Source organism: Serratia sp. PF-27 (assembly GCF_030053255.1).
Taxonomy (GTDB): Bacteria; Pseudomonadota; Gammaproteobacteria; order Enterobacterales; family Enterobacteriaceae; genus Serratia; species Serratia bockelmannii.
The window spans coordinates 577,866-603,199 of record NZ_JASGBT010000022.1 but is presented as its reverse complement, the minus strand read 5'-3'; the positions used below and the strand labels follow the sequence as shown (position 1 = coordinate 603,199).

Annotated in this window: 29 protein-coding genes; 18 read left to right on the top strand and 11 right to left on the bottom strand. The window is 62.6% G+C overall.

Annotated elements, in window-relative coordinates:
• Position 1 precedes the first annotated feature (1 nt).
• On the bottom strand, positions 2-445 hold the full coding sequence (locus tag QMZ29_RS22290; protein ID WP_060448237.1) for an acetyltransferase: 444 nt from the start codon (positions 443-445) through the stop codon (positions 2-4).
• A 231-nt stretch (positions 446-676) separates the two neighbouring features.
• Positions 677-1,732 carry a permease gene (locus tag QMZ29_RS22285; protein ID WP_060434021.1) on the bottom strand — a complete coding sequence of 352 codons (1,056 nt, stop codon included), beginning with the start codon at positions 1,730-1,732 and terminating at the stop codon, positions 677-679.
• Positions 1,733-1,959: 227 nt separating this feature from the next.
• Between QMZ29_RS22285 and phnF the strand changes: the two genes are divergently transcribed.
• From phnF to phnP, 11 genes are read left to right on the top strand one after another with little or no spacing between them, the layout of a single operon-like run.
• On the top strand, positions 1,960-2,688 hold the full coding sequence (phnF, locus tag QMZ29_RS22280) for a phosphonate metabolism transcriptional regulator PhnF (protein WP_015376439.1): 729 nt from the start codon (positions 1,960-1,962) through the stop codon (positions 2,686-2,688).
• Complete coding sequence (gene phnG / locus QMZ29_RS22275) at positions 2,689-3,132, top strand: phosphonate C-P lyase system protein PhnG (protein WP_019453314.1); 444 nt, start codon at positions 2,689-2,691, stop codon at positions 3,130-3,132.
• A 3-nt stretch (positions 3,133-3,135) separates the two neighbouring features.
• The gene (gene phnH / locus QMZ29_RS22270; protein WP_197769229.1) at positions 3,136-3,717 is read left to right on the top strand and encodes a phosphonate C-P lyase system protein PhnH; all 582 of its coding nucleotides are present in this window, start codon (positions 3,136-3,138) and stop codon (positions 3,715-3,717) included.
• Entirely contained in the window at positions 3,717-4,802 is a 1,086-nt protein-coding gene (locus QMZ29_RS22265) for a carbon-phosphorus lyase complex subunit (protein WP_060419620.1), read from the top strand. Before phnH ends, QMZ29_RS22265 begins: the two co-directional genes overlap by 1 nt.
• On the top strand, positions 4,795-5,655 hold the full coding sequence (locus QMZ29_RS22260; protein WP_019453317.1) for an alpha-D-ribose 1-methylphosphonate 5-phosphate C-P-lyase PhnJ: 861 nt from the start codon (positions 4,795-4,797) through the stop codon (positions 5,653-5,655). The genes QMZ29_RS22265 and QMZ29_RS22260 overlap by 8 nt, the downstream gene beginning before the upstream one ends.
• Positions 5,655-6,443 carry a phosphonate C-P lyase system protein PhnK gene (gene phnK / locus QMZ29_RS22255; protein ID WP_147823148.1) on the top strand — a complete coding sequence of 263 codons (789 nt, stop codon included), beginning with the start codon at positions 5,655-5,657 and terminating at the stop codon, positions 6,441-6,443. The genes QMZ29_RS22260 and phnK overlap by 1 nt, the downstream gene beginning before the upstream one ends.
• A gap of 16 nt (positions 6,444-6,459) precedes the next feature.
• Positions 6,460-7,164: a phosphonate C-P lyase system protein PhnL gene (gene phnL, locus QMZ29_RS22250; RefSeq protein ID WP_261425358.1), complete on the top strand. Its 705-nt coding sequence runs from the start codon at positions 6,460-6,462 to the stop codon at positions 7,162-7,164.
• Positions 7,164-8,300: an alpha-D-ribose 1-methylphosphonate 5-triphosphate diphosphatase gene (phnM, locus tag QMZ29_RS22245; protein WP_261425361.1), complete on the top strand. Its 1,137-nt coding sequence runs from the start codon at positions 7,164-7,166 to the stop codon at positions 8,298-8,300. The genes phnL and phnM overlap by 1 nt, the downstream gene beginning before the upstream one ends.
• A complete protein-coding gene (gene phnN / locus QMZ29_RS22240; RefSeq protein WP_049294738.1) occupies positions 8,300-8,869 on the top strand; it encodes a ribose 1,5-bisphosphokinase in 570 nt (189 codons plus the stop codon). Before phnM ends, phnN begins: the two co-directional genes overlap by 1 nt.
• On the top strand, positions 8,866-9,468 hold the full coding sequence (locus QMZ29_RS22235; protein WP_049294737.1) for a DapH/DapD/GlmU-related protein: 603 nt from the start codon (positions 8,866-8,868) through the stop codon (positions 9,466-9,468). The genes phnN and QMZ29_RS22235 overlap by 4 nt, the downstream gene beginning before the upstream one ends.
• Before the next feature lie 14 nt (positions 9,469-9,482).
• Positions 9,483-10,265 (top strand): phosphonate metabolism protein PhnP, encoded by a 783-nt coding sequence (gene phnP, locus QMZ29_RS22230; RefSeq protein ID WP_089181578.1) that lies wholly within the window; start codon positions 9,483-9,485, stop codon positions 10,263-10,265.
• Here phnP and QMZ29_RS22225 read toward each other — a convergent pair.
• Both QMZ29_RS22225 and QMZ29_RS22220 read right to left on the bottom strand, forming a co-directional pair.
• Positions 10,222-10,854 carry an NAD(P)H-binding protein gene (locus QMZ29_RS22225; protein WP_099817052.1) on the bottom strand — a complete coding sequence of 211 codons (633 nt, stop codon included), beginning with the start codon at positions 10,852-10,854 and terminating at the stop codon, positions 10,222-10,224. The two genes, phnP and QMZ29_RS22225, sit on opposite strands and share 44 nt — an antisense overlap.
• Positions 10,855-10,884: 30 nt before the next feature.
• Positions 10,885-11,325, bottom strand: coding sequence for a YhbP family protein (locus tag QMZ29_RS22220; protein ID WP_025305087.1), 441 nt, complete (start codon positions 11,323-11,325; stop codon positions 10,885-10,887).
• Between the two features lie 433 nt (positions 11,326-11,758).
• Here QMZ29_RS22220 and speFL point away from each other — a divergent pair, with 433 nt between their 5' ends.
• The 4 genes from speFL (at position 11,759) to QMZ29_RS22200 (ending at position 16,069) form a co-directional block, all read left to right on the top strand.
• On the top strand, positions 11,759-11,863 hold the full coding sequence (speFL, locus tag QMZ29_RS22215; RefSeq protein WP_004933443.1) for a leader peptide SpeFL: 105 nt from the start codon (positions 11,759-11,761) through the stop codon (positions 11,861-11,863).
• A gap of 272 nt (positions 11,864-12,135) precedes the next feature.
• Complete coding sequence (gene speF / locus QMZ29_RS22210) at positions 12,136-14,298, top strand: ornithine decarboxylase SpeF (RefSeq protein WP_060448244.1); 2,163 nt, start codon at positions 12,136-12,138, stop codon at positions 14,296-14,298.
• A gap of 62 nt (positions 14,299-14,360) precedes the next feature.
• Positions 14,361-15,677 carry a putrescine-ornithine antiporter gene (gene potE / locus QMZ29_RS22205; protein ID WP_025305085.1) on the top strand — a complete coding sequence of 439 codons (1,317 nt, stop codon included), beginning with the start codon at positions 14,361-14,363 and terminating at the stop codon, positions 15,675-15,677.
• A gap of 86 nt (positions 15,678-15,763) precedes the next feature.
• Positions 15,764-16,069: a GIY-YIG nuclease family protein gene (locus QMZ29_RS22200; RefSeq protein ID WP_025305084.1), complete on the top strand. Its 306-nt coding sequence runs from the start codon at positions 15,764-15,766 to the stop codon at positions 16,067-16,069.
• On the opposite strand, the gene QMZ29_RS22195 is transcribed toward QMZ29_RS22200, so the two are convergent.
• Positions 16,056-16,559: a GNAT family N-acetyltransferase gene (locus QMZ29_RS22195; RefSeq protein WP_043139248.1), complete on the bottom strand. Its 504-nt coding sequence runs from the start codon at positions 16,557-16,559 to the stop codon at positions 16,056-16,058. The two genes, QMZ29_RS22200 and QMZ29_RS22195, sit on opposite strands and share 14 nt — an antisense overlap.
• Positions 16,553-17,074 carry a ubiquinone anaerobic biosynthesis accessory factor UbiT gene (ubiT, locus tag QMZ29_RS22190; RefSeq protein WP_025305082.1) on the bottom strand — a complete coding sequence of 174 codons (522 nt, stop codon included), beginning with the start codon at positions 17,072-17,074 and terminating at the stop codon, positions 16,553-16,555. Before ubiT ends, QMZ29_RS22195 begins: the two co-directional genes overlap by 7 nt.
• A gap of 258 nt (positions 17,075-17,332) precedes the next feature.
• Between ubiT and ubiU the strand changes: the two genes are divergently transcribed.
• Positions 17,333-18,328 (top strand): ubiquinone anaerobic biosynthesis protein UbiU, encoded by a 996-nt coding sequence (gene ubiU, locus QMZ29_RS22185; protein WP_015376422.1) that lies wholly within the window; start codon positions 17,333-17,335, stop codon positions 18,326-18,328.
• Between the two features lie 11 nt (positions 18,329-18,339).
• Positions 18,340-19,218 (top strand): U32 family peptidase, encoded by an 879-nt coding sequence (locus tag QMZ29_RS22180; RefSeq protein WP_099817053.1) that lies wholly within the window; start codon positions 18,340-18,342, stop codon positions 19,216-19,218.
• Positions 19,219-19,253: 35 nt separating this feature from the next.
• Here the strand turns inward: QMZ29_RS22180 and QMZ29_RS22175 are convergent, their stop codons facing one another.
• The 3 genes from QMZ29_RS22175 to QMZ29_RS22165 are packed head-to-tail and all read right to left on the bottom strand — an operon-like array spanning position 19,254 to position 22,500.
• Positions 19,254-20,396 carry an ABC transporter permease gene (locus QMZ29_RS22175; RefSeq protein ID WP_143779113.1) on the bottom strand — a complete coding sequence of 381 codons (1,143 nt, stop codon included), beginning with the start codon at positions 20,394-20,396 and terminating at the stop codon, positions 19,254-19,256.
• Positions 20,393-21,547 carry an ABC transporter permease gene (locus QMZ29_RS22170; protein ID WP_147823151.1) on the bottom strand — a complete coding sequence of 385 codons (1,155 nt, stop codon included), beginning with the start codon at positions 21,545-21,547 and terminating at the stop codon, positions 20,393-20,395. Before QMZ29_RS22170 ends, QMZ29_RS22175 begins: the two co-directional genes overlap by 4 nt.
• Complete coding sequence (locus QMZ29_RS22165) at positions 21,529-22,500, bottom strand: HlyD family secretion protein (protein WP_025305060.1); 972 nt, start codon at positions 22,498-22,500, stop codon at positions 21,529-21,531. Before QMZ29_RS22165 ends, QMZ29_RS22170 begins: the two co-directional genes overlap by 19 nt.
• A 231-nt stretch (positions 22,501-22,731) precedes the next feature.
• Between QMZ29_RS22165 and QMZ29_RS22160 the strand changes: the two genes are divergently transcribed.
• Positions 22,732-23,745, top strand: a complete 1,014-nt coding sequence (locus QMZ29_RS22160; RefSeq protein ID WP_060434461.1) for a luciferase-like monooxygenase — start codon at positions 22,732-22,734, stop codon at positions 23,743-23,745.
• Between the two features lie 38 nt (positions 23,746-23,783).
• Here the strand turns inward: QMZ29_RS22160 and yedF are convergent, their stop codons facing one another.
• Together yedF and yedE are read right to left on the bottom strand one after the other, a co-directional pair.
• The gene (yedF, locus tag QMZ29_RS22155; RefSeq protein ID WP_033641662.1) at positions 23,784-24,023 is read right to left on the bottom strand and encodes a sulfurtransferase-like selenium metabolism protein YedF; all 240 of its coding nucleotides are present in this window, start codon (positions 24,021-24,023) and stop codon (positions 23,784-23,786) included.
• The gene (yedE, locus tag QMZ29_RS22150) at positions 24,020-25,234 is read right to left on the bottom strand and encodes a selenium metabolism membrane protein YedE/FdhT (protein WP_049208590.1); all 1,215 of its coding nucleotides are present in this window, start codon (positions 25,232-25,234) and stop codon (positions 24,020-24,022) included. The genes yedF and yedE overlap by 4 nt, the downstream gene beginning before the upstream one ends.
• Between the last annotated feature and the right edge of the window lie 100 nt (positions 25,235-25,334).

The window sequence follows — 25,334 nt, the reverse complement described above, 5'->3', positions numbered from 1 at the left end:
GCTACACTCCCGCCGATCGGCTTAGGTGCAATAGGGGATAGGCCCTTCCTTGATTATCCAACTCGGAACGCCCTGAAACTTCAAAGCCCATATGTTGATAAAACCCGACGGCCTGTTGGTTTTGTTCATTCACATCGACGCTTAAATCAGGATGAAGCGCCAGCGCATGTGATATCAACTGCTTGCCGACGCCACGTCCGCGAGCTGCTGCATCGACAAAAAGCGCCTCCAGATGACCATCGTGTAAAAACATAAATCCCAGCGGATGGTCTTCCCGATCGGCGGCAACCCACACGGGGGTTTCAGAAAAAAAACCGACAACCTCTTTTTCGATCTCTTGTCGATCGTGCGCAGTGAGAAAGTCGTGCGTAGCATCTACAGAATTTTTCCAGATTTGTATAATTTCTGACGCTTCAGATGGACGTGACATTCTGATTTTTAACATTCTTCTACCTTACCGTGGTCATTACTGGGTGTATTTACACACAAAATTAGTCCACTTGAATTTACTATAGTGAATTTAAATTCACAATAGTGAACTCGATGTCATGTCATGATATCCGACAGGAGAAGCGTTAACTCACTGACGCCATTGATCTGCTTTACCGGTTGTTAAACGTGGCCATTGCCATCTCCTCCTTGAGACAGCATCGAACCACTCATCAGCAACGGTAAGTTACACCAACCCCATCCCCACCACGCCGGTCAGTACGCCGCACAGCGCCACCAGCGCCGCCGTCAGGCACAGAGCCCGGGCGGAGAAGGCCTTGTTGAGCATCAACAGCGAAGGCAGGCTGACCGCCGGTAGGGTCATCAGCAGTGCCAGCGCCGGGCCTGCGCCCATGCCCGCCAGCATCATGGTCTGCACGATCGGGATTTCCGCCGCGGTGGGGATAACAAACAGGCAGCCGACGATCGCCAGGCCGATGATCCACAGCAGGCTATTGTCGACGGCGCCGTCGGCATGCGGGAACAGCCAGACCCGCGCCGCGCCCAGCGCCAGTACCGCCAACACGTAGATCGGGATGGTCGACCAAAACAGCGCCCACAGCGCTTTGCCCCAGCGGACAAGGAACGGTTGCTCGTCGCTCTGCGCCGTCATCACCGGCGGCTGCGGCGCGGCGGGTTGCGGGTCATTGGCGGTCACGCGCTGCACCAGCCAGGCGATGCCCAGCACCATCACCACGCCCGCCACCAGACGGATGGCGGCGAACGGCCAACCGAGCACAAACCCCATAAACACCAGCGTCGCCGGGTTCAATACCGGGTTGGCGAGCCAAAAGGCCAGCGCGGCGCCGCTGGATACCGACTGGCGGCGCATGCCGGCGGCAACCGGCGCGGCGCAGCAGGTGCACATCATGCCCGGCAGCGCGATCAGCGCCCCCAGCACGGTGCCGGAAAAACGCCGGTGGCCGAGCGTGCGCGCCAGCCAGTCGCGCGGGATCAGCACCTGCACCAGCGAACCTAACAACACCCCGAGCAGCGCCGCCTTCCACACCGCGGTGAAGTAGACCAGCGCGTACTGCCAGGCCGCCAGCCAGGGGCTCGCGGCGCCGTCGGCCAGGATCGATTTGCCGATCGAGTGGCTGTCCGCCGCCACGAAGGCCTTGCCGTAGTAAGGCTGCCATTTGACGTAGTAGAGGCCGACGGCCACCACCAGCAGAAACAGGATCGGTTTCCACAGCGGCCAGGCGCGTGGGGCGGGTTCAGGGGCGTTCAGAGGTTGCGGCATGGTAGCGGCCAGAGTCAGTCAACAGAGGCGTCAGCATAGCGCGCCGTCGCCGCCCGTGCACGCCTGGGCTGTCCTAAATAGTTCATCTGTTCGCCACCGAGGCGTAACGCGATTGTCATCTGCGCCCGGCACCATGATGCCAACTTGAAAACCACAGGGTAGACGCCCGATGAAACGCACCGCTTCCGCCTTCATCGCACAGCCATCGGTATGACGAGGTTTTTATTATGATGGAGTTATCTAGACATCCGACCACTTACCCCACCCGCTATCAGCAGATCGCCGCGCAGCTGGAACAGGAGCTGCGCACGCAGTACCGCTGCGGCGACTACCTGCCTTCGGAACAGCAGCTGGCCGAGCGTTACCAGGTCAATCGCCACACCCTGCGCCGCGCGGTGGATCAGCTGGTAGAGCGCGGCTGGCTGCAGCGCCGCCACGGCGTCGGCATTCTGGTGCTGATGCGGCCTTACGACTACCCGCTGCACGCCAACACCCGCTTCAGCCAGAACCTGTTCGAGCAGGGCAGCCACCCCACCAGTGAGCGCTTACTCGCTGTCTTGCGCCCGTGCAATGGGCATGTCGCCAGCGCGCTCTCGCGTGAAGAAGGCGAAATGGTGATCCACCTGCGCACCCTGCGCCGGGTCAACGGCGTGCCGATGAGCGTGATCGACCATTATCTGCCCGATCTGGACTGGTGGCCGGCGCTGCAGCAGTTCCACAGCGGTTCGCTGCACCAGTTTATCGAACAGCACCTGCAGCAGCCGCTGACCCGCCGCCAGACGCGCATCAGCGCGCGCCGCGCGCAGGCCAAAGAGAGCCGGCTGCTGGAGATCGCCACCCACGCGCCGCTGCTGTGCGTGCGCACCCTTAACGTCCGCAGCGGCGGCGAAGACGTGGCGGAATACTCCGTCAGCCTGGCCCGCGCCGACATGATTGAACTGACGATGGAGCACTGAATGCAAGCCTTAGAGTCAAGACAACGCTGGATGTCGGTGCTGGCGCACAGCCGGCCCGAGCAGCTGCGCAGCCACTGGCAGGCGCTGAACCTCAGCCCGGGTTACCGCAGCATCCGCGCGCCGGAGATCGGCCTGGCCCAGCTGCAGGGGCGCATGGGCGCCACCGGCCGCCGCTTCGTATTGGGGGACATGACGGTCACCCGCGCGGTGGTGCAGCTGGACAACGGCGGCTACGGCTACAGCTACATCGCCGGGCGCGACAAGGCGCACGCCGAGCTGTGCGCGCTGGCCGATGCGCTGCTGCAACAGCCGGAACACGGCGAACGCCTGCAACAACAGCTGATCGCGCCGCTGGCCGCGCTGCAGCACGAGCAGCGCCAGCTGCGCGCCCGGGCGATCGCCGCCAGCCGGGTGGACTTCTTTACGCTGGTGCGAGGGGATTAAGCCATGAGTTTATTGACCGGTTTTGAACAACCGATAGACCAATCGCAGCACGCTTTCCGTTTGATTCTTAAAGCCTTGAGCGAACCGGGCCACCGGGTGACGCTGCCGGCCGGCCCGGCCTGGGCGCCGCTGAACGCCGCCAGCACCGCCGCGCTGCTGACGCTGGCCGATCAGGAAACGCCGCTGCAGCTGTGCGCTGCGCTTAAAAGTGAGCGAGTGCTAACCAACATTCGTTTTCACAGCGGCGCGCCGCTGGCCACCGCGGCGCAGGAGGTCTGTTTTGCCCTGTTCGATGAGCAGCTGCAGGCCGCCGATCTGCAGGCGTTGCCGCACGGCACGGAAATCTCGCCGGAGTTCGGCGCCACGGTCATCGTGCAGCTTGCTGAGCTGGAGAACGGCGCCGCGCTGCGCCTGACCGGCCCCGGCATCGAGAATCATCGCCTGATTGCGCCGCGCCTGCCGCCGGCGCTGCTCGATTACCTGGTCAACCGTCCGCAGCGCTTCCCGCTGGGGCTGGATATTTTGCTGACCTGCGGCGATCGCCTGCTGGCGATCCCGCGGACCACCCGCGTGGAGGTGTGCTGATGTACGTAGCGGTAAAAGGGGGCGAAAAAGCCATTGAGGCCGCCCATCAGCTGCAGGAACAGCTGCGGCGCGGCGACGACGCGCTGCCGGCGATCGGCGCGGAACAAATCGAACAGCAGCTGGGGCTGGCGGTGGATCGGGTGATGACCGAAGGCGGCATCTACGATCGCGAGCTGGCGGCGCTGGCCATCAAACAGGCCAGCGGCGATCTGGTGGAGGCGATCTTCCTGCTGCGCGCCTATCGCACCACCCTGCCGCGCCTGGCGGTCAGCGAGCCGCTGGCCAGCGAAAACATGCGGCTGGAGCGGCGCATCTCGGCGGTTTACAAGGACTTGCCCGGCGGGCAGGTGCTGGGGCCGACCTACGACTACACCCACCGGCTGCTGGACTTCGCGCTGCTGGCGGAAGGCGAGGCGCCGCGCGCGCCGCAGGCCGACGAACCGCTGCCGGACAACTGCAGCCACGTGTTCGATCTATTGTGTCGCCAGCAGCTGGCGCGGGAGGAACAGGACGACGGCAGCGCGCCGGACGACATCACCCGCAACCCGCCGGTCTACCCATGCTCGCGCTCGGCGCGCCTGCAGCAGCTGGTGCGCGGCGACGAAGGTTTTCTGCTGGCGCTCGGCTACGCCACCCAGCGCGGCTACGGCCGCAACCACCCGTTCGCCGGCGAGATCCGCACCGGCCACGTTTCGGTGGAGATCGTGCCTGAAGAGCTCGGTTTCGCCATCGATATCGGCGAAATCCTGCTGACCGAGTGCGAAATGGTCAACGGCTTCGTCGATCCAAAGGACCATCCGCCGCACTTCACCCGCGGCTACGGGCTGGTGTTCGGCCGCGCCGAACGCAAGGCGATGGCAATGGCGTTGGTGGATCGCGCATTGCAAAGCCCCGACTACGGCGAAGGCGTCGCCGGCCCGGCGCAGGACGAAGAGTTCGTGCTGGCCCACGCCGACAACGTCGAGGCCGCCGGCTTCGTCTCCCATCTCAAGCTGCCGCACTACGTCGACTTCCAGGCCGAATTGGAACTGCTCAAGCGGCTGCGGCAGGAATACAGCGAGCGTCAGGAGGCCCGCGATGAGTGAAGTATTGACCGGCTATAACCTCGGTTATCTGGACGAACAGACCAAGCGCATGATCCGCCGCGCCATCCTCAAAGCGGTGGCGATCCCCGGCTATCAGGTGCCGTTCGGCGGCCGCGAGATGCCGATGCCCTACGGCTGGGGCACCGGCGGCATCCAGCTCACCGCCAGCGTTATCGGCCGCGCCGACGTGCTGAAGGTGATCGACCAGGGCGCCGACGACACCACCAACGCGGTGTCGATCCGCCGCTTCTTCCAGCGCGTCGCCGGGGTGGAAACCACCGAACGCACGCCGGAGGCCACGCTGATCCAAACCCGTCACCGCATTCCGGAAACCGCGCTGCGCGAAGACCAGATCCTGATCTATCAGGTGCCGATCCCGGAGCCGCTGCGCTTTATCGAACCGCGCGAAACCGAGACCCGCAAGATGCACGCGCTGGAGGAGTACGGCGTGATGCAGGTGAAGCTGTATGAAGACATCGCGCGCTACGGCCATATCGCCACCACCTACGCCTACCCGGTGAAGGTCAACGATCGCTACGTGATGGATCCGTCGCCGATCCCGAAATTCGACAACCCGAAAATGCACATGATGCCGGCGCTGCAGCTGTTCGGCGCCGGGCGCGAGAAACGCATCTACGCCCTGCCGCCGTTCACCAAGGTGGAAAGCCTGGACTTCGACGACCATCCGTTCAGCGTGCAGCAGTGGGACGAACCCTGCGCGCTGTGCGGCTCGCGCCACAGCTACCTGGACGAGGTGGTGCTCGACGATCAAGGCAACCGCATGTTCGTCTGTTCGGACACCGACTACTGCCGGCAGCAGCTGGCGCAATCTTCGCAAGAGGCGCAGCACTGATGACTTCCACCCCTTTGAGCACCACCCCGCTGCTGTCGGTGAACCGGCTCACCCACCTGTACGCCCCCGGCAAGGGCTTCAGCGACGTGTCGTTCGACATCTACCCCGGTGAAGTGCTGGGCATCGTCGGCGAATCCGGCTCCGGCAAAACCACGCTGCTGAAGTCGATCTCCGCGCGGCTGGCGCCGCAGCGCGGGCAGATCCTTTACCGCCCGCAGGCGGACCGGGAACAGGATCTGTACGCCATGGCGGAGAGCGATCGCCGCCGCCTGCTGCGCACCGACTGGGGCGTGGTGCACCAGCACCCGCTCGACGGGCTGCGGCCGCAGGTCTCCGCCGGCGGCAACATCGGCGAGCGGCTGATGGCCATCGGCCAGCGCCACTATGGCGACATTCGCCGCCAGGCTGGCCAATGGCTGGAAGACGTCGAAATCCCGCTGTCGCGCCTCGACGATCTGCCGACCACCTTCTCCGGCGGCATGCAGCAGCGGCTGCAGATCGCCCGCAATCTGGTCACCCACCCCAAGCTGGTGTTTATGGACGAGCCGACCGGCGGGCTGGACGTATCGGTGCAGGCGCGCCTGCTCGATCTGCTGCGCAATCTGGTGGTGGAAATGCAGCTGGCGGCGGTGATCGTCACCCACGATCTCGGCGTGGCGCGGCTGCTGGCCCACCGCCTGCTGGTGATGAAACAGGGCGAAGTGGTGGAGAGCGGCCTGACCGATCGGGTGCTCGACGATCCGCACCATCCTTACACCCAGCTGCTGGTTTCTTCGGTGCTGTCGTAACCCAAGGCGATAACAGATGACTATGCAAATCCGAGTTGAACATCTCAGTAAAACCTTTGTGCTGCATCAGCAGTACGGCACCCGCCTACCGGTGCTGCACGACGCCAACCTGACGGTCCACGGCGGCGAATGCGTGGTGCTGCATGGCCACTCCGGCAGCGGCAAATCCACCCTGCTGCGCTCGCTGTACGCCAACTACCTGCCGGACAGCGGCCATATCTGGATCCACCACCAGGGCGACTGGCTGGACATGGTCAGCGCCGATGCGCGCCAGATTCTGGCGGTGCGCCGCCATACGCTGGGCTGGGTCAGCCAGTTCCTGCGGGTGATCCCACGCATCAGCGCGCTGGAGGTGGTGATGCAGCCGCTGCTGGAACAGGGCGTCGAGCGCGCCGAGTGCCGCGACCGCGCCGAAGCGCTGCTCGCAACGCTCAACGTGCCGCAGCGCCTGTGGCCGCTGGCGCCGTCCACCTTCTCCGGCGGCGAGCAGCAGCGGGTGAACATCGCGCGCGGCTTTATCGTCGATTACCCCATTCTGTTGCTGGACGAACCGACCGCCTCGCTCGACAGCCGCAACAGCGCGGCGGTGGTGCAGCTTATCGAATGCGCCAAGGCGCGCGGCGCGGCGATCGTCGGCATTTTCCACGATGAAGGCGTTCGCCAACAGGTCGCCGACCGGCTTTATGACATGCAGGCGCCGCAGGCGCTGGAGGCCCTCTGATGATCGTCAATAACGTTAAGCTGGTGCTGGATGACCAGGTGGTGCAAGGCTCGCTGGAGATGCAGGACGGCGTGATCCGCAGCTTCGCCGACGGCCCGAGCCGGCTGCCGCAGGCGCTGGACGGCGACGGCGGCTGGCTGCTGCCGGGGCTGATCGAGCTGCATACCGACAACCTGGACAAGTTCTTCACCCCGCGCCCGAACGTCGACTGGCCGGCCCATTCGGCGATGAGCAGCCACGATGCGCTGATGGTGGCCAACGGCATCACCACGGTGCTGGACGCGGTGGCGATCGGCGACGTGCGCGACGGCGGCCACCGGCTGGAAAACCTGCAGAAGATGATCGACGCGGTGATCCACAGCCAGCGCGCCGGGGTGAACCGCGCCGAGCACCGGCTGCATCTGCGCTGCGAGCTGCCGCACGAGAGCACCCTGTCGCTGTTCGAACAGCTGATGGACAAGCCGGGCGTGTCGCTGGTGTCGCTGATGGACCATTCGCCGGGCCAGCGCCAGTTCGCCTCGCGCGAAAAATACCGCGAATATTATCAGGGCAAATACCACCTCAACGACCAGCAGATGAGCGAGTACGAGGAGCAGCAGGTCGCCCTGTCCGCCCGCTGGGCCGCGCCGAACCGCGAGGCGATCGCCGCCCACTGTCGCGCGCGCCGCATCTCGCTGGCCAGCCATGACGACGCCACCGCCGCGCATGTGGCCGAATCCTGCGCGCTGGGCAGCGCCATTGCCGAGTTCCCCACCACCGAGGCGGCCGCCCGCGCCTCGCACCAGCAGGGCCTGCAGGTGCTGATGGGCGCGCCGAACATCGTGCGCGGCGGTTCCCACTCCGGCAACGTGGCGGCGCACCACCTGGCGGCGCTGGGGGTGTTGGACATTCTCTCTTCCGATTATTACCCGGCCAGCCTGCTGGATGCGGCGTTTCGCCTCGCGGCGGACGAACGCAACGCCTACGATCTGCCCCAGGCGGTGCGCATGATCACCCGCAACCCGGCGCGGGCGCTGGATCTGCAGGATCGCGGCACCCTCGCCGAAGGGCTGCGGGCGGATCTGGTGCTGGCACGGCCGCACGGCGAGCACGTTTATGTGCAGAACGTGTGGCGCCAGGGCAGGCAGGTGTTCTGATGGCGCGGCTCATCTACCTGATGGGGCCTTCCGGCGCAGGCAAGGACAGCCTGCTGGCCGCACTGCGGGCCGACGCCGACCGCGCGCCGCTGGTGGCGCACCGTTACATCACCCGGCCGGCGGACGCCGGCTGCGAGAATCACATCGCGCTGAGCGAACCGGAATTTCTGCGCCGCCGCGCCAAGGGGCTGTTCGCGCTCGACTGGCAGGCCCACCAGCAGCGCTACGCGTTCGGGATCGAAGTGGATCTTTGGTTGCTGCAGGGGATCGACGTGGCGGTCAACGGTTCGCGCGCCCACCTGCCGCAGGCGCAGCAGCGCTACGGTGCGCAGCTGCTGCCGGTGTGCCTGCAGGTCAACGCCGCGATCCTGCGCCGGCGCCTGCAGGATCGGGGGCGAGAAAGCGCCGAACAGATCGAGCAGCGGCTGGCGCGGGCGGCGGAATATCAGCAGAGTCTGCCCGCCGGCTGCCGGGTGCTGCACAACGACGGCCTACTCGACGATACCCTGGCGGCGCTGCTGGCGCTGCTGCCCACCCCTACCCGACAAGCTCAGGATGCGACGCCATGAACGACTTTGCCCAGCCGAAAATCGGCGACAACGTGACCCTTAACCGCACCCGGCTCGGCCAGTATGTGCACCTGGCCGACGATGCGATCCTGGAAGAGGTGGAGATGGGGGATTACTCCTACACCGCCGGGCACAACCAGATCTTTTACGCCACTATCGGCAAGTTCGTCTCCATCGCCTCCTATGCGCGCATCAATCCCGGCAACCACCCGACCTACCAGCGCATTGCGCAGCACCACTTCACCTATCGCGCTTCCGAATACGGGCTGGGGGAAGACGACGCAGCATTCTTCGACTGGCGGCGCGAGCACCACGTCACCGTCGGCCACGACGTGTGGATCGGCCATAACGCCATTCTGATGCCGGGCGTCAGCGTCGGCAACGGCGCAGTGATCGGCAGCGCGGCGGTGGTCACCAAGGACGTGGAACCTTACAGCATCGTCGCCGGCGTGGCGGCCAAAAAGATCGGCATGCGCTTCGACGATGCGCTGATCGAGCGTATCGAACGCAGCCAGTGGTGGCACTGGGATCACGCTACGCTGCAGGCGCGGCTGGCGGATTTTCGCGACATCCACCGCTTTGCGCAGAAGTACCTTTAATGGAGAGGGAAGCGATGCAACTGACCTTTCTCGGCACCGGCGGCGCGCAGCAGGTGCCGGTGTTCGGCTGCGACTGCCTGAGCTGCCAACGGGCGCGGCGCGAGCCGGCATTTCGGCGGCGAGCGTGCAGCGCCATGCTCAACTATCAGGGGGAAACGACCTTATTGGATGCGGGATTGCCGGCTTTGGAGCGGCGATTTTCGGCGGGGCAAATTCAACGTTTTTTACTGACACATTACCACATGGATCACGTTCAGGGGTTATTTCCTTTGCGTTGGGGGTGCGGAAATTCCATTCCGGTGTATGGCCCACCGGATGAACAGGGCTGCGACGACCTGTTCAAACACCCGGGCATTCTGGCGTTTCAGCCGCCGCTGGCGCCCTTCGCCACCGTCGAACTGGGCGGCATGCGCATCACCCCGCTGCCGCTGCAACACTCCAAACTGACCCACGGCTACCTGATCCAGGCGGCGGGCGCTGCGCTGGCCTACCTGACCGACACCGTCGGCCTGCCGCCGGCCACCGCCGACTATCTGCAGAACGTGGCGCTGGATCTGCTGGTGCTCGATTGCAGCCTGCCGCCTCAGCCGCAGGCGCCGCGCAACCACAACGACCTGACCCGCGCGCAGGAGACGCAGCAGTTGCTGCAGCCCAAGCGCACGCTGCTGACGCACATCAGCCATCATCTCGATCTGTGGCTGCTGGACAACGAGCTGCCCGCCGGGCTGGAGCTGGCGTTCGACCACCTCAGCGTCAGTCTCGGTAGCAGTGCAGCCGATCCGACTCCAGCACCCTGACCCCTTCGCCCGGCGTGAACGCCTGCTGCAGCAGCGTCTGCGCCACGTCTTTGGCGGAGACGGCGCGCCATTTGCCGGGCAACAGCCTGAACAGCGGCAGCGTGAGGCGCTCCATCAGGCGCGGCGCAGGGCGCTCCCCTACCAGCATGGAAGGCCGCACCAGCGTCAGGCGCGGCCAGCGCTGTTCGCGCAGCGCTTGCTCCATTTCGCCTTTGGTGCGGTTATACAGGAAGGTGGAATCCGCGTTGGCGCCCAACGCACTCACCACCAGACAGTGCTGTGCCCCCAACCGGCGGCCGGTCAGCGCGCTCTCCACCACCAGTTGGTAATCGACGTAGCGGAAGGCATCGGCGCTGCCCGCCGCCTGGCGGGTGGTGCCCAGGCAGCAGAACACCAGATCGACCGGCTGCTGCAGGCCGCTCAGCAGCTCGAACAGCGCATCGCCGACCGGGTTGGTCAGCTTGCCGTGCGGCGGCAGCGGCGCACGCGTCGGCGCCACGATGGCCGTTATCTGCGGATCGCTTTGCAACAGCTGCAGCAACTCGCGCCCCACCAGCCCGGTTGCGCCGACTAACAGTGCTCGCGCCATGCAATCTCCCGTTGTAATCAATAGGTCGACTTAAAGTATAGACCGCGCCCAGTGCAGCTTCTTGCCGAAGCCGAGGGTGTTGTCGGTCATCTTCACCTCGTGCAGATCCAGCCGCCATACCGAGGCCTTCATCGCCCTGGCGATCGGGAAGCGCTTGCAGTAACGCGCGCGCGCCGCCTCGGCTTCTTCACCGCTCAGCAGCACCGCCTCGGCGCGGTATTGCACGCCGCGGATCAGCGCGATGCTTTTCGGTTTCGGCGCGATGGTGCCGACCACCCGGCCGTTGTTCAGCATCAGCCCGCCGTGGCGGGTGTGCGGTTCGGTCATCAGCCACAGCGCCATCGTCGCGGCGTCGAACACGTAAAAACAGTTGGCGCACCACATGTCGAGGCCGTCGCCAGCGCACAGCGTTAAGACATGTTGCTTGCCGATGAAATCCGCAATCTGTTGCCGTTGTTCTGAGGTATTCAAGGTTACTCGCCTCCCGGTTCACTCACTTCATCTTACCCTGCGTTGTTGAGGCGAGTCACAAATAACGATAATCATCAAAAATCACACATGAATATAAACACAACAATAATGAATTTTTATTTATTTTTGCATAAAGCAGATTGATAACATAAAAAACACAAGGCGGATTTATTTGATCGTCATGTAGCCGGTTATTTGACCGCTTTTTTTATTCCTTTCCGAGCGCCATTGAAATTAAGCGCTTAAGGGCCGCGAGCATTAGCAATTCATTTACATGCCAACCTCTGGACCCGGATGATACTTATGCAATTCATTGCATAACAGGTGAATAGTTATTTATAAACACCGGCATTTATGTGACTTTAATCACGATTTTTAGCCCACCTTGCGTTAAAATAGCGCCATCTTTTCACTCAGCAAGGTGGATTAGAAAATGGAAAACAATAACCGAAAAATGGCGCACATCAGGCGCACAACCCATATTATGATGATGGCTCATCGCAGCTGCTTTAGTTTCGCATTCTTCAACTACAGATAACCCTCCCCCTCGCTCTTACGCCGTTGATAAGAGTGTCATTGCGTTTTATTTATTCTCCGCACGCCGGTGATAATATCTCTTTCTCGCTAACCGGGAAGGACACGCAATTGATTTTTAATTTCGGCCAAGCGCATCCAAGCTAAATAAAACAGCGAACACAGTTAATGCCTTTCGGCATCACTGGGTTCTCGCACACATTTATTTTCGTGAAGGCGTTAACGGCAAATGGAATTATTTGCCGGCGGAATGCCTTTGCCTGAAGAATGAGAAAAATGAAAAAATTAAAAATTGCCGCCAACACCCAAACCCTCGGCTGCTTTGAAACCGAACGCGACATCGTCGATGTGCACCACAGCGATTTCAATGACGTCGCCGCCATTGTGCTGTCGGTAGACGACGTCACGCAAGGCATGGTGGCGCGCATAGAAGAACACGGCCTGAACATTCCGCTGTTCGTCGCCGTCTGCTGCGAAGAAGAGCTGGATAACGCCGTCTTGCCGGCGCTGCACGGTGTGTTTGAGCTGTGCGGCAAGAATACCCAGTTCTACGGCAAACAGCTGGAGGCCGCCGCCGCCAAGTATGAAAGCGAGCTGCTGCCGCCGTTCTTCAACACGCTGACGCAATACGTAGAAATGGGCAACGCCACCTTCGCCTGCCCCGGCCACCAGGGCGGCGAGTTCTTCCGCAAACATCCGGCGGGCCGCCAGTTCTTCGACTTCTACGGCGAAACGCTTTTCCGCTCCGACATGTGCAACGCCGACGTCAAACTGGGCGATCTGTTGATCCACGAAGGCGCGCCTTGCGCGGCGCAGCAGCACGCCGCCAAGGTGTTCAACGCCGACAAGACCTACTTCGTGCTCAACGGCACCTCGGCCTCGAACAAGGTGGCGACCAATGCCCTGCTGACGCGCGGCGATCTGGTGCTGTTTGACCGCAACAACCATAAATCCAACCACCACGGCGCGTTGATCCAGGCCGGCGCCACGCCGGTGTATCTGGAAACTGCCCGCAACCCGTTCGGCTTTATCGGCGGCATCGACGCGCACTGCTTCGACGAACGCTACCTGCGCCAACAGATCCGCGAAGTGGCGCCGGAACGCGCCAACGAAGCCCGCCCGTTCCGCCTGGCGATCATCCAGCTCGGCACCTACGACGGCACCATCTACAACGCCCGCCAGGTGGTCGACAAGATTGGCCACCTGTGCGATTACATCCTGTTCGACTCCGCCTGGGTGGGCTATGAGCAGTTCATTCCGATGATGAAAGACTGCTCGCCGCTGCTGCTGGAGCTGAACGAGAACGATCCCGGCATCATCGTCACCCAGTCGGTGCACAAACAGCAGGCCGGCTTCTCGCAAACCTCGCAGATCCACAAAAAAGACAAGCATATCAAGGGGCAGAGCCGCTACTGCAACCACAAGCGCTTCAACAACGCCTTTATGCTGCACGCCTCCACCAGCCCGTTCTATCCGCTGTTCGCCGCGCTGGACGTCAACGCCAAGATGCACGAGGGCAAGAGCGGCCAGCGCCTGTGGCAAGAATGTGTGCGCGTGGGCATCGAAGCGCGCAAAATGCTGCTGGACACCTGCACGATGATCAAACCGTTCGTGCCGGATCAGATCGACGGCAAGCCGTGGCAGGCCTATGACACCGCGGCGATGGCCAACGATCTGCGCTTCTTCAACTTCGTGCCCGGCGAGAAGTGGCACGCCTTTGAGGGCTATGCCGAGTCGCAGTACTTCGTCGATCCGTGCAAGCTGCTGCTCACCACGCCGGGTATCGATACCGCCACCGGCAGCTACAGCGAGTTCGGCATCCCGGCGACCATTCTGGCCAACTACCTGCGCGAAAACGGCATCGTGCCGGAAAAATGCGATCTCAACTCGATCCTGTTCCTGCTGACGCCGGCGGAAGACATCGCCAAGATGCAGCACCTGGTGGCCCTGATCGCCCGCTTCGAGAAGCACATCGAGCAAAACTCCCTGCTCAGCGAGGTGCTGCCTGCGGTCTATAAAAACCACCAGCAGCGCTACAAAAACTACACCATCCGCCAGCTGTGCCAGGAAATGCACGATCTTTACGTCAGCTATGACGTTAAAGAACTGCAAAAAGAGATGTTCCGCAAAAGTTATTTCCCGCGCGTGGTAATGAATCCGCAGGATGCCAATACCGAGTTCGTGCGCGGCAATGTGGAATTGGTGTCGCTGGCCAAGGCCGAGGGCCGCATCGCCGCCGAAGGCGCCCTGCCTTACCCACCAGGCGTGCTGTGCGTGGTGCCCGGTGAAATTTGGGGCGGCGCCGCGCAGCGTTATTTCCTGGCACTGGAAGAAGGCATCAATTTATTGCCAGGATTCGCGCCGGAATTACAGGGCGTTTATATCCAACAGGATGAGGACGGCTGGAACCGTGCTTACGGCTACGTCATGAAAAATTAATCACCTTACGGGGCGGCGATGATTCCCGCCGCCCGGATCGCATCCTAAAAGAGAAAATGATCATGAGTAAGTCCAATAATAAAATGGGGGTCGTGCAATTAACGATCCTGACCGCCGTGAATATGATGGGTTCCGGCATAATTATGCTGCCGACCAAGCTGGCCGAAGTGGGCACGATTTCGATCGTTTCCTGGCTGGTGACCGCTGTCGGCTCGATGGCGCTGGCCTACGCCTTCGCCAAATGCGGCATGTTCAGCCGTAAATCCGGCGGCATGGGCGGCTACGCCGAATACGCCTTCGGTAAATCCGGCAACTTCATGGCGAACTACACCTACGGCGTTTCGCTGCTGATCGCCAACATCGCCATCGCCATTTCCGCCGTCGGCTACGGCACCGAGCTGTTCGACACCACGCTCAGCCCGCTCGGGATCTGTATCGCCACCATCGGCGTGCTGTGGCTGGCGACCGTCGCCAACTTCGGTGGCGCGCGTATCACCGGCAAAATTAGCGGCATCACCGTCTGGGGCGTGATCATTCCGGTGGTGGGCATCTCGGTCATCGGCTGGTACTGGTTCAGCGGCAGCGCCTACGTCGCCGCCTGGAACCCACATCAGGTGCCGACCTTCGAAGCCATCGGCGCCTCGATCTCAATGACCCTGTGGGCGTTCCTGGGGCTGGAATCCGCCTGCGCCAACACCGACGTGGTGGAAAACCCGGAGCGCAACGTGCCGATCGCCGTACTGGGCGGCACCCTCAGCGCGGCGGTGATCTATATCATTTCGACCAACGTGATCGCCGGCATCGTGCCGAACATGGATCTGGCCAACTCCACCGCCCCGTTCGGGCTGGCGTTCTCCCACATGTTCAACCCGACGGTCGGCAAGATCATCATGGCGTTGATGGTCATGTCCTGCGTCGGCTCGCTGCTCGGCTGGCAGTTCACCATCGCTCAGGTGTTCAAATCCTCCGCCGACAGCGGCTTCTTCCCGAAAATTTTCTCCAAGCTGAGCAAGGCCGACGCGCCGGTTAAAGGCATGCTGACCATCGTCGTCATCCAGAGCGGTTTGTCGCTGATGACCATCAGCCCGTCGCTGAACAAGCAGTTCAACGTGCTGGTGAACCTGGCGGTGGTGACCAACATCATCCCTTACATCCTGTCGATGGCGGCGCTGGTCATTATTCAGAAAGTGGCGAAGGTGCCGGACAACAAGGCGCGCATCGCCAATATCATCGCCGGCATCGGCGCGCTGTACAGCTTCTATGCGCTCTACAGCTCCGGTGAAGAAGCGATGATGTGGGGCGCCATCGCCACCTTCCTCGGCTGGACGCTGTACGGCATCGTCTCGCCGCGCTTCGAGCTGGCGGGAAAAAAGGGGTAAAGCGGTAAGGCTCCGGCGGCCGGGGATGGGATTGTGATGGCGAACATGCCATCATACGCCGACCCTGGCCACCGAAACGGCGTACGATGACCGACACTACCCCCACTCCCTGGCACCTCTATATGCTGCGTTTACCGAGCGGCATGCTGTATACCGGCATCACTACCGACGTGGCGCGCCGCCTGGCACAGCACCAAGCCGGCAAAGGCGCCAAGGCGCTGCGCGGTAAAGGGGAACTGACATTGGCGTTTCACTGCCAGGTGGGGGATCGCTCAACGGCGCTGAAGCTGGAATACCGCGTCAAACAGCTGAGCAAAATACAAAAAGAGCGGCTGGTGAATCACCCGCCGCTGTCGTTGGCGTATCTATTGCCGGTCGTTAAAAGCGATTAAACGGCGCCGAAAAAGCCACTTCGCCGCTGACGCCATTCAGGGCGTCTTCCGCCAGCGGATACACCTGGAACGCGCTTTCCGTGTCCGGCCAGCGGCAGTTCAGGCCATAGGTGGCGGCCGGTTTAAAGCCGAAGCGGCCGTAGTAGGCCGGATCGCCCAGCACCACCACCGCGGCGTAGCTGAATTCGTTCAGCGAATCCAGGCCTTCGTACACCAGCTTTTCAGCCAGCCCCTGGCGGCGCAGGCTTTCGTCTACCGCCAGCGGCGCCAGCGCCACCCATTGGCGGTCTTCGCCGGCCACGTCTACCGGGCTGAACGCGGCGTAACCCACTACCCCGCCTTCGTCGTCAGTGGCGACCACGCCCAGCGTCAGCAGGCCGTCTTCGCGCAGCTGCTGCACCAGATCGGCTTCGTCGTCGCGGCCAAAGGCGCGGCGCAGCAAGGTGTCGATGCCCGCCGCGTCTACCGGGATCTCTACGCGGATCAGCATGATACCGCCACACGGGAAGCCGACGCCGTGCCCTCCTGCAACCCTTTTTCGACAAAATCAGCCAACTGCAACAGCCCCATGCGCAGCGGCGCAGGCATGCTTTCCAGCTCGATGGCGTCCATCAAATTTTTCACATACAGGCCCAATTCGGTATCCCCTTCAATCTGCAGCCGACGCTGAAAGAACAGCGTATCCGGATCTTGCTTGCGCGCCGCGATCAGGATCAGATCGTTGGCATCGCCGCTGAAGCTGACGTCCGCTTCGGCGTGCTGGCTGACCACCAGTTTGTCGTTTTCTACCGTCATAAACCATTGTAGCGCCAGATCGCGAACTTCGATCTTCAGCCAACGCGATTCGAGAAACTCCAGATCCCCATCCGCCAATGCCTGGCGGAACTGCCAGCTCAGCACCTGTTGCAGCAGCTGACGCTGCAGAGCGAACGGCGTGAATTTCAGCGGGATGCGCAGCAGCGACGGCCCCTGGCGCACAAGGCGTGCTCGTAGTTGTTCCAACACGGTCATCCACTCCTTTCAATACGGACTACCGCTATTTTGCCACACTGACGCGCGGCTTCAGCGGTCTATATCAACAAATAGTGCATTTCACCGCCATGTTTATCAATACGCCATAAGCTGCCTCAAATCAAAACCTGTGTGTGCCCCATTGCCTAAAATGACCTCCCCGATTCGCATTTGCCGGCGGAACACCGCCGCCGGCAACCTTTAAAGACAGCGTGCGCCCGGCCGGGCGCACGGCTAAGCCAGGATAAATCTATGGAGCTGCTTTGTCCCGCCGGCAACCTGCCGGCCCTGAAGGCCGCGGTGGATAACGGCGCCGATGCCGTTTACATCGGTCTGAAAGACGATACCAACGCGCGCCACTTCGCCGGCCTTAACTTCACCGAGAAAAAGCTGCAGGAAGCGGTCGATTATGTGCATCGCCACGGCCGCAAACTGCATATCGCCATCAACACCTTCGCCCATCCCGACGGCTATGCCCGCTGGCAGCGCGCGGTGGATATGGCGGCCCAACTGGGCGCCGACGCCCTGATTCTGGCGGATCTGGCGATGCTGGAATACGCCGCCCAACGCTATCCGCAGTTGGAACGCCACGTTTCGGTGCAGGCTTCCGCCACCAACGAGGAAGCGATCCGTTTTTACCAGCGCAACTTCGAGGTCGGCCGGGTGGTGCTGCCGCGCGTGCTGTCGATGCATCAGGTGAAACAGCTGGCACGCACCAGCCCGGTGCCGCTGGAAGTGTTCGCCTTCGGCAGCCTGTGCATCATGGCCGAGGGGCGCTGCTATCTCTCTTCCTACCTGACCGGCGAGTCGCCGAACACCGTCGGCGCCTGTTCGCCGGCGCGTTTCGTGCGCTGGCAGCAAACCCCGCAGGGCATGGAGTCGCGCCTGAACGACGTGCTGATCGACCGCTACCAGGACCATGAAAACGCCGGTTACCCGACGCTGTGCAAGGGCCGCTATCTGGTGGACGACGTGCGCTACCACGCGCTGGAAGAGCCCACCAGCCTCAATACGCTGGAGCTGCTGCCGGAGCTGCTGGCCGCCAACATTGCCTCGGTGAAGATCGAAGGCCGCCAGCGCAGCCCGGCTTACGTCAGCCAGGTGGCGCGCGTCTGGCGCCAGGCGATCGACCGTTGCCAGGCCGATCCGGCCGCCTACCGCGCCGACGCCGCCTGGATGGAGACGCTGGGCGCGATGTCCGAGGGCACCCAGACCACGCTGGGCGCCTATCACCGCAAATGGCAGTAGCCGGAGGAAACATGAAATACGCACTGGGGCCGGTACTCTACTACTGGCCGAAAAACGACATCGCGGCGTTCTATCAGCAGGCGGCGGAGAGTAACGCCGACATCATTTATCTCGGCGAGAGCGTCTGCACCAAGCGGCGCGAGATGAAGGTCGGCGATTGGCTGGCGCTGGCGCGCGACATCGCCCGCAGCGGCAAGCAGGTGGTGATCTCCACGCTGGCGCTGCTGCAGGCGCCGTCCGAACTGAATGAGCTGAAACGCTATGTGGAGAACGGCGAGTTCCTGTTTGAAGCTAACGATCTGGGCGCAGTGAACATGGCGGCGGAACGCGGTCTGCCGTTCGTCGCCGGCCATGCGCTGAACTGCTACAACGCCTATACTCTGCGCCTGCTGCGCCGCCAGGGCATGATGCGCTGGTGCATGCCGGTCGAGCTGTCACGCGATTGGCTGGCCAATCTGCTGACGCAGTGCGACGAGCTGGGCTTCCGCCACGACTTCGAGGTGGAGGTGCTGAGCTACGGCCATCTGCCGCTGGCCTATTCGGCGCGCTGCTTCACCGCCCGCTCGGAAAACCGCGGCAAGGACGAGTGCGAAACCTGCTGCATCAAGTATCCGCAGGGTCGCATGATGCGCTCCCAGGAACAGCAGCAGGTGTTCGTACTCAACGGCATCCAGACCATGAGCGGTTACTGCTACAACCTCGGCAACGAGCTGCCAAGCATGCAGGGGCTGGTGGACATCGTGCGACTGTCGCCGCAGGGCGCCGAGACGCTGGCACAGATCGACGCCTTCCGCGCCAACGAGCGCGGCGAGCAGCCGCTGGCCTTGACCAACCACGTCGACTGCAACGGCTACTGGCGCCGCGTGGCGGGGTTGGAGTTGGTGGGGTGATCCTCGCTCCCCTCCTCACCGAGGGGAGTTTTCAATCAACTCGCCCGCCGTTTCCTGAACATCCCGCGCAGCGCCACGCTGTTGCGCAAGAAGGCCACGCCGAAGCCCAGCAGGGTGTAGACCACGCCGAGTATCAGCATCATCACCACGTCGCCCCACACTTCATTCAGCGACAGCCCCATCTGGTTGACGCCGGCGATCGCCTTGGTGCCCCAGGTGGAGGGAATGCTGTACGAGATGGCGCGCACCCAGGCCGGCATCGACTGCAGCGGCCAGATAGTGCCGGACAGGTAGAAGACCGGCGTCGTGATGAACGCCAGCGTCAGGTAGATCATCTCGACGCTGCGCAGGCACTCGGTCACCAGCTTGCCCAGCCCCAATACCGCCAGCAGGAACGGGAAGGTCAGCAGCAGCAGTTCGGCGATGTTCGCCGTCTGCCGATAGCCCAAGACCCACGGCCACAGCACGAACAGCACGATCGACAGGAACAGCCAGATCGGCAGCAGCGCCGTCAGCCCGCCGAGGTGCGCCGCCAGCGGCGCTTTGCCGCCGGGCATGCTCTTCATGGCGATATTGACGCGGATACAGGCGATCAGCAGCGAGTGCTGCAACAGCATCACCAACAGGCCGGGAAAGATGATCGCCGCGAAGCTGATGCCGGGGTTAAACACGTCCAGCGTTTGCCCCAGTATCGGCGTCAGCAGTATCTGCGCCTGCCGTTCGCTGAAACCGCTGCGCAGCAGCAGCCCGTTGTTGTACTCCGTCAGCAGCTGCTGATAGGCCGCCACCACGTCCTGTTGGATCTGGCCGTTGGCCAGACGGTTGGTGGCGTCGCCGTACACCGGCACCACGATGTTCTGCCCGCTGAGGATCTTCTTCTCCAGATCCACCGGCATGATGATCACCGCAAACAGCTTGCGCCAGCTGAGATCGCGCTGTGCCTGTTCCAGGCTGTCGTAGGTTTCAATCGCTATCTTGGAGGTGGCGTCCAGTTGGCGGATCAGCTGGCGGCTGGCGGTGCTGTGGTCCTGATCGACCACCCCCACCGGCAGATCCCACACCGTGCGGTTGGCGTACACCAGGCTCATGATGCACAGCGACAGGATCAGCATCAGCCACACCGGCCGCTCCAGCATGCCGAGCAACACCTTAACGAAGGTTTGCCAATAGAGCTTCATCCGGCGTTCCCCTCTTTTGCCAGCCGCGCCGGCAGGCGATTGCGCACCAGCAGCGCGGCCACCAGCGGATAGACCGCCAGCAGCGCGCACACGCTGAAGATGGCGCTGGCGTGCACCTGCCGCAGGAACACGTCGAACATCGCGTACAGCGCGTGGGTCAGCGGTTCGATGTTGGAAATGATGCGCGCCGGCAGCGGCATCGACAGCTCAGGCACCGCCATGCCGGAGAAGGTCATCGCGATACTGACCAAAATACCAATCAGGCTGTAGGCGGTGATGGTGCTGCCGGTAAAGGTGTACAGCAGCAGGCCGATGCTCTGCGCCGCCATCACGTAGAACAGGCCGATCATCAGCATAAACAGCGGATTGCCGCTGACGCGGGCGTCAAAGATACCCACCAGCGCCGCGATCTCCACCATCAGCAGGGTGGTGAAACACAGCGTGTACGGTGCCAGCTTGCCGAGCAGCGCCAGGCTGAACGGCTTGGCCTGCAGCAGCGACTTGCTGCGCGCCAGCACGTAGATCATGCAGGTCACCGCGAACAGCTGCAGCAGGTGGATGGTGGCGGCGAACTGCTGGTAATAGATATAGCTGCCGCTGGCGTTGAACAGGCTGCCGTAGGAGAGCGTCACGTCCGCCAACGGCGGCAGCGTTTTACCCATCTCGGTGGCGATGATGCTGCGGGTGCTGGCGTTGATTTCGTTCATCAGGCCGCCAAAGTCCTGGGTGGAGTACAGCCCGGCACCGTAGAACAACGCATTGTAGTACATCACTACGCTAGGCTGTTTGCCCGACAGCGCGTTGGCCTCAAAGTCCGGCGGGATATACAGCAACGCGTAATCCTGCGCGCTGCGCAGGCGGCTCAGCGACTCCGGCAGCCCGCCGCCATATGCCTCGACGTGGGCGTGCGAGCCGGCGTCCAGCCGCCGCGTCAGCGATTTGGACAGCGGGCTGTGATCGCTGTCCACCACCGAGACCGGCAGATCGAGCAGCGTGCCTTCGGAGAAGTTGCTGCTGATCAGCACAAACAGGATCAGCGGAAAGATCCAGCTCAGCCAGTGCACCACCGGGCTGCGAAAGGCGACGCGACACTCTTTGTCGAACGCGTGACTGAAGCAGCGCCAGCCGGCCCTTACTCTTTCCATTGCCATAAGGTGCTCATCCCCGGACGCAGGCCGTCCACCGGCTGTGACGGATACAGGCGCACTTCGAAGGTTTTCAGGTCGAAGTCGCCAGTGGCGCGGGTGGCGCGTTTGGTGGCGTAATCCCCCAGCGGCGCGATGTAGCGCACCTCGGTGTCGATCATTTTGTCCTTCAGCGCCGGCACCCGCAGCGTGACCTTGTCGCCTTTGCGCACGTGGGCCAGGATGTCTTCACGCAGGTTAAACACGAAGTAGGCGTCCGGCACCCGGATCAACGTCACCAGCGGGCTGCCGGCGTTCAGCAATTCGCCCACTTCGGCCGGGATCGGCCCCACTTCGCCGTCCACCGGCGCTTTCACCTGCAGATCGTCGCTCTGCGCCTGGATCTGCAGCAGATTCTCTTCCGCCGCCCGCAGCGCCGCCGCATATTGCTGCCGCTGCTCGACGCGGTCGCCGTTAATGCCTTCATCCAGATTGGCCTTGGCGGCCTGCACCTGTTGGAAGGCGGTGTCGCGCGACCGGCGCGAAGCGTCCAGCTCGGACTTCGAGATATAGCCCTTGCCGGCCACGCTCAGGTTCCGGTTGTAGTCGTTTTGCGCATTGCGGTACTGCGCCTCGGCCTGCGCCAGGTTGGCGCGCAGGTTGCGGATGCTCTCTTCACGGGTGCCGTGCAGCGACAGCTCAAGCTGCGCCTTGGCCTCGTCGCGCGTCGCCTGTGCGGAACGCAGCTGCGCCATCAGTTCGGGGCTATCGAGTTGAATGATCAGTTGGCCGCTTTTCACGTCGTCGCCGCGTTCGATCAGGCGTTCAACGACCCGGCCTTTCGCCTTGGATGCGACGATCACTTCGGGGGCATCCACTTCACCCTGCAGCAACAGATCCTGATTGTGCGCGCGGAACAGGATCGCCAATGCGATCGCCGCCAACATCAGCAACAGGGTAAACAGCGTCTTTTTTTTCATTATGTCAGCTCCCGGAACGGTAAGCGGCGGGCGGGGATCATCATTTCCATGTCTCAAATTGCTCCAAAAAACACCATTGCTCTCATGAGGATATCACAAGCACATATCTCCTCTTTTATAACTATAAATTGGATTATGCTTTTAACACTAAAAAGCATCTTTTTTCGGCTTTTTGGTATGCAGACTCCTGCAATCGCCCTTTAAGCGATCCACTCTCTGATGGACGATGTCATGACTGAACACACTGCGGTACCGCTGTCGGTACTGGATTTATCGCCAATCCCGCAAGGGGCCAAAGCGCGCGACGCTTTCCACTGTTCGCTGGACTTAGCGCAGCACGCCGAACGCTGGGGCTACCAGCGCTACTGGCTGGCCGAGCACCACAACATGACCGGCATCGGCAGCGCCGCCACCTCGGTGCTGCTGGGCTATCTGGCCGCCGGCACCCAGAGCATTCGCCTCGGCTCCGGCGGCGTGATGCTGCCGAACCATGCGCCGCTGGTGATCGCCGAGCAGTTCGGCACGCTGGAGTCGCTCTACCCGGGGCGCATCGACCTGGGGTTGGGCCGCGCGCCCGGCACCGACCAGCGCACCATGATGGCGCTGCGCCGCCACCTGTCCGGCGACGTGGATACCTTCCCGCGCGACGTGCAGGAACTGCAAAACTATTTCTGCGACGCGCAGCCCGGCCAGCCGGTGCAGGCGGTGCCGGGCCAGGGGCTGCATGTGCCGCTCTGGCTGCTCGGTTCCAGCCTCTATAGCGCGCAGCTGGCGGCGCAGCTCGGCCTGCCGTTCGCCTTCGCTTCGCACTTCGCCCCGGATATGCTGTTCCAGGCGCTGCAGCTGTACCGCGAGAACTTCAAACCGTCCAAACAGCTGGCGCAGCCGCACGCCATGGTGTGCGTCAACGTGATCGCCGCCGACAGCGACCGCGATGCGCGCTTCCTGTTCAGCTCGATGCAGCAGCAATTCATCAATCTGCGCCGCGGTTCGCCCGGTCCGCTGCCGCCGCCAGTGGATAACATCCACGCGCTGTGGACCGCCGGTGAACAATACGGCGTCGAACAGGCGCTGCGGATGTCGATCGTCGGCGATGAAAAAACGGTGCGCCACGGGCTGCAAACGCTGCTGCGTGAAACCGATGCCGACGAGATCATGGTCAACGGCCAGATTTTCGATCACCAGGCGCGGCTGCGTTCGTTCAAGATTGTTGCCGGCGTGAAGGGCGACATCGTGAAGGGATAAAAAGCGAAAAGGCGGTGGGGAACCCCACCGCCTCGGCGTTAACGCTGGATCAGGTAGCGGATGGTCGGCCCGTCCTGCTGGATATCCAGCACCTTGTAGCCGTGGTTGCGCGCATCAAGCGGGATGTTGTTGATCGACTGCGGGCAATCGCTGATCACCTCCAGGATCTCCCCCGGTTTCAACTGCGGCATCGCCTCCAGCGTCGCCACCGCCGGGTACGGGCAAGGCTCGCCCAGCATGTCCAGCCGGTAGTCCGGCACTATCGTCGTCGCTTTCATGGCATGCTCCTCAAATTCACCACCTGCGCCTCAGGCCGGGCGCGGAAAAAGCGTTTCTCCCACCACAGCATGGCGGCGAAGGCCAGCGCCAGCAGCAGGTAAGTCACCAGCAGGCCGCCGATCGGGCCGAAGGTGTCGAGCAGGTTGATCTTGTCGTAGTCGGTCGCCAGCGCCGGCGCCAGATCGTCCCAGTAATAGGCCAGCAGCGTAGCGCCGATGATGTTGCCCAGCCCCACCCACCAGTAGTGCACCTGCCCTTCCACCGCGCGGTACATCCAGCCGGTTTCGCAACCGCCAGCCAGCACGATGCCGAAGCCGAACAGCAAGCCGCCCAGCACCGCATTCGGGCCGGCCCACATGATCTTCGGCGCCACGCCGAGCTGCACGTAGCTGAAGATGCCGATGGCGCTCACCGCCATGCCGATGATGATGGCTTTCGCCATGTGAGTGCGGCCGGTGATCCACAGATCGCGGAACGCCGAGGTGAAGCAGATCTGCGCGCGTTCGATCAGCAAACCGAAGCCGATACCGAACAGCATGGCGATACCGAGCTTCGGCGCATCGAACAGCGTCCACAACGACCAGGCCACCGCTAGGCCGAAGACCGCCATGCCCAGCCGGAAGCGGCGGCGCGCCTGCTCAGGCTTCTGCGTCAACGGCGCGGCGGACTTCACCTTTTGCAATTTGACCGGGATGCGGAACATCGGCAACAGCGTGAATTTGGCGCCGAAGTAGGAGCCGGCGGCGGTCGCCAGCGCGAAGAACCAGGCATGCAGCGAGAACTGCGGGATGCCGGTGAAAAACGCTGCCAGGTTACAGCCCATCGCCAGGCGCGCGCCGAAACCGGCGATGATGCCGCCCAGCAGCGCCTGCACGATGCGAATGCGGTGCTGCGGCTGGCGCAGCTTGATGTTGTTGGCCCACAGCGCGGCGGCGATGCAGCCGGCGAACATGCCGATGATCATGCGCCCGTCGATGCGTTCCAGCGGCGTGCCCTGCAGGCCGATAACCTTGAAATAGCCCCACTGCTCGGGGTGCAGGCCGAACCACTGCAGCACATGGCCGCCCCAGCGGGTGAATTCCCCGGTCACCGCCCAGAAGGTGCCGGTCATGCCGAAGTAGTAGGTAGAAAGGATCCCGGCAGCGATCACCGCCGGCAGCGGCGCCCAAAAGCGCACCAGGTATTGAGATTTGAACTGCTGCCAACTCATGGCATCTCCCGTGCATATCATCCATAAGAAAAAACCTTATGAATGATACGCCATTCAGGGGCGTTTGACGGCAATTTTCAGGCATAAAAAAACCAGCCCG

Bases quoted from the DNA above. Each gene is read 5' to 3' on its own strand.
- QMZ29_RS22290 (WP_060448237.1), bottom strand. From the start codon at position 445: ATGTTAAAAATCAGAATGTCACGTCCATCTGAAGCGTCAGAAATTATA.
- QMZ29_RS22285 (WP_060434021.1), bottom strand. From the start codon at position 1,732: ATGCCGCAACCTCTGAACGCCCCTGAACCCGCCCCACGCGCCTGGCCG.
- phnF (WP_015376439.1), top strand. From the start codon at position 1,960: ATGATGGAGTTATCTAGACATCCGACCACTTACCCCACCCGCTATCAG.
- phnG (WP_019453314.1), top strand. From the start codon at position 2,689: ATGCAAGCCTTAGAGTCAAGACAACGCTGGATGTCGGTGCTGGCGCAC.
- phnH (WP_197769229.1), top strand. From the start codon at position 3,136: ATGAGTTTATTGACCGGTTTTGAACAACCGATAGACCAATCGCAGCAC.
- QMZ29_RS22265 (WP_060419620.1), top strand. From the start codon at position 3,717: ATGTACGTAGCGGTAAAAGGGGGCGAAAAAGCCATTGAGGCCGCCCAT.
- QMZ29_RS22260 (WP_019453317.1), top strand. From the start codon at position 4,795: ATGAGTGAAGTATTGACCGGCTATAACCTCGGTTATCTGGACGAACAG.
- phnK (WP_147823148.1), top strand. From the start codon at position 5,655: ATGACTTCCACCCCTTTGAGCACCACCCCGCTGCTGTCGGTGAACCGG.
- phnL (WP_261425358.1), top strand. From the start codon at position 6,460: ATGACTATGCAAATCCGAGTTGAACATCTCAGTAAAACCTTTGTGCTG.
- phnM (WP_261425361.1), top strand. From the start codon at position 7,164: ATGATCGTCAATAACGTTAAGCTGGTGCTGGATGACCAGGTGGTGCAA.
- phnN (WP_049294738.1), top strand. From the start codon at position 8,300: ATGGCGCGGCTCATCTACCTGATGGGGCCTTCCGGCGCAGGCAAGGAC.
- QMZ29_RS22235 (WP_049294737.1), top strand. From the start codon at position 8,866: ATGAACGACTTTGCCCAGCCGAAAATCGGCGACAACGTGACCCTTAAC.
- phnP (WP_089181578.1), top strand. From the start codon at position 9,483: ATGCAACTGACCTTTCTCGGCACCGGCGGCGCGCAGCAGGTGCCGGTG.
- QMZ29_RS22225 (WP_099817052.1), bottom strand. From the start codon at position 10,854: ATGGCGCGAGCACTGTTAGTCGGCGCAACCGGGCTGGTGGGGCGCGAG.
- speFL (WP_004933443.1), top strand. From the start codon at position 11,759: ATGGAAAACAATAACCGAAAAATGGCGCACATCAGGCGCACAACCCAT.
- speF (WP_060448244.1), top strand. From the start codon at position 12,136: ATGAAAAAATTAAAAATTGCCGCCAACACCCAAACCCTCGGCTGCTTT.
- potE (WP_025305085.1), top strand. From the start codon at position 14,361: ATGAGTAAGTCCAATAATAAAATGGGGGTCGTGCAATTAACGATCCTG.
- QMZ29_RS22200 (WP_025305084.1), top strand. From the start codon at position 15,764: ATGACCGACACTACCCCCACTCCCTGGCACCTCTATATGCTGCGTTTA.
- QMZ29_RS22195 (WP_043139248.1), bottom strand. From the start codon at position 16,559: ATGCTGATCCGCGTAGAGATCCCGGTAGACGCGGCGGGCATCGACACC.
- ubiU (WP_015376422.1), top strand. From the start codon at position 17,333: ATGGAGCTGCTTTGTCCCGCCGGCAACCTGCCGGCCCTGAAGGCCGCG.
- QMZ29_RS22180 (WP_099817053.1), top strand. From the start codon at position 18,340: ATGAAATACGCACTGGGGCCGGTACTCTACTACTGGCCGAAAAACGAC.
- QMZ29_RS22175 (WP_143779113.1), bottom strand. From the start codon at position 20,396: ATGAAGCTCTATTGGCAAACCTTCGTTAAGGTGTTGCTCGGCATGCTG.
- QMZ29_RS22170 (WP_147823151.1), bottom strand. From the start codon at position 21,547: ATGGCAATGGAAAGAGTAAGGGCCGGCTGGCGCTGCTTCAGTCACGCG.
- QMZ29_RS22165 (WP_025305060.1), bottom strand. From the start codon at position 22,500: ATGAAAAAAAAGACGCTGTTTACCCTGTTGCTGATGTTGGCGGCGATC.
- QMZ29_RS22160 (WP_060434461.1), top strand. From the start codon at position 22,732: ATGACTGAACACACTGCGGTACCGCTGTCGGTACTGGATTTATCGCCA.
- yedF (WP_033641662.1), bottom strand. From the start codon at position 24,023: ATGAAAGCGACGACGATAGTGCCGGACTACCGGCTGGACATGCTGGGC.
- yedE (WP_049208590.1), bottom strand. From the start codon at position 25,234: ATGAGTTGGCAGCAGTTCAAATCTCAATACCTGGTGCGCTTTTGGGCG.